The following is a 237-nucleotide window of genomic DNA, read 5'->3' as shown; positions in this document are numbered from 1 at the left end:
TGTCGACGCAGCAGCAGCAACAACTGGGATTTATGGACCCAGCTAGCAGAAGCCCTTCACCAGGTCACCATCGTGATCAGCGAACGCGGCATTCAGCGCAGCTACCGTCACATGCACGTGTTCGTCAGCCATAGCTTCTGCATGCTCAATACCGAGGGCTAGCGCGATTTGGTGATGTTCCACTGGGTGTTCCAGCAGCTGATCGAGAACGTCTCCGATGAATATGTCGAGCTTGTA

At 54.4% G+C, this 237-nt stretch carries 1 protein-coding gene; it reads left to right on the top strand.

Translation table 11 applies throughout. The features are described from left to right. Positions 1-69: 69 nt before the first annotated feature. Positions 70-162: a hypothetical protein gene (locus tag ACQG3P_RS23490; protein ID WP_426806389.1), complete on the top strand. Its 93-nt coding sequence runs from the start codon at positions 70-72 to the stop codon at positions 160-162. Positions 163-237 lie beyond the last annotated feature (75 nt).

This window comes from Stenotrophomonas sp. SrG (assembly GCF_050031795.1).
In the GTDB taxonomy this organism is placed as follows: domain Bacteria; phylum Pseudomonadota; class Gammaproteobacteria; order Xanthomonadales; family Xanthomonadaceae; genus Stenotrophomonas; species Stenotrophomonas rhizophila_A.
Note: the sequence above shows the minus strand (reverse complement) of the source record. Positions and strands in the feature narration are given on the sequence as shown.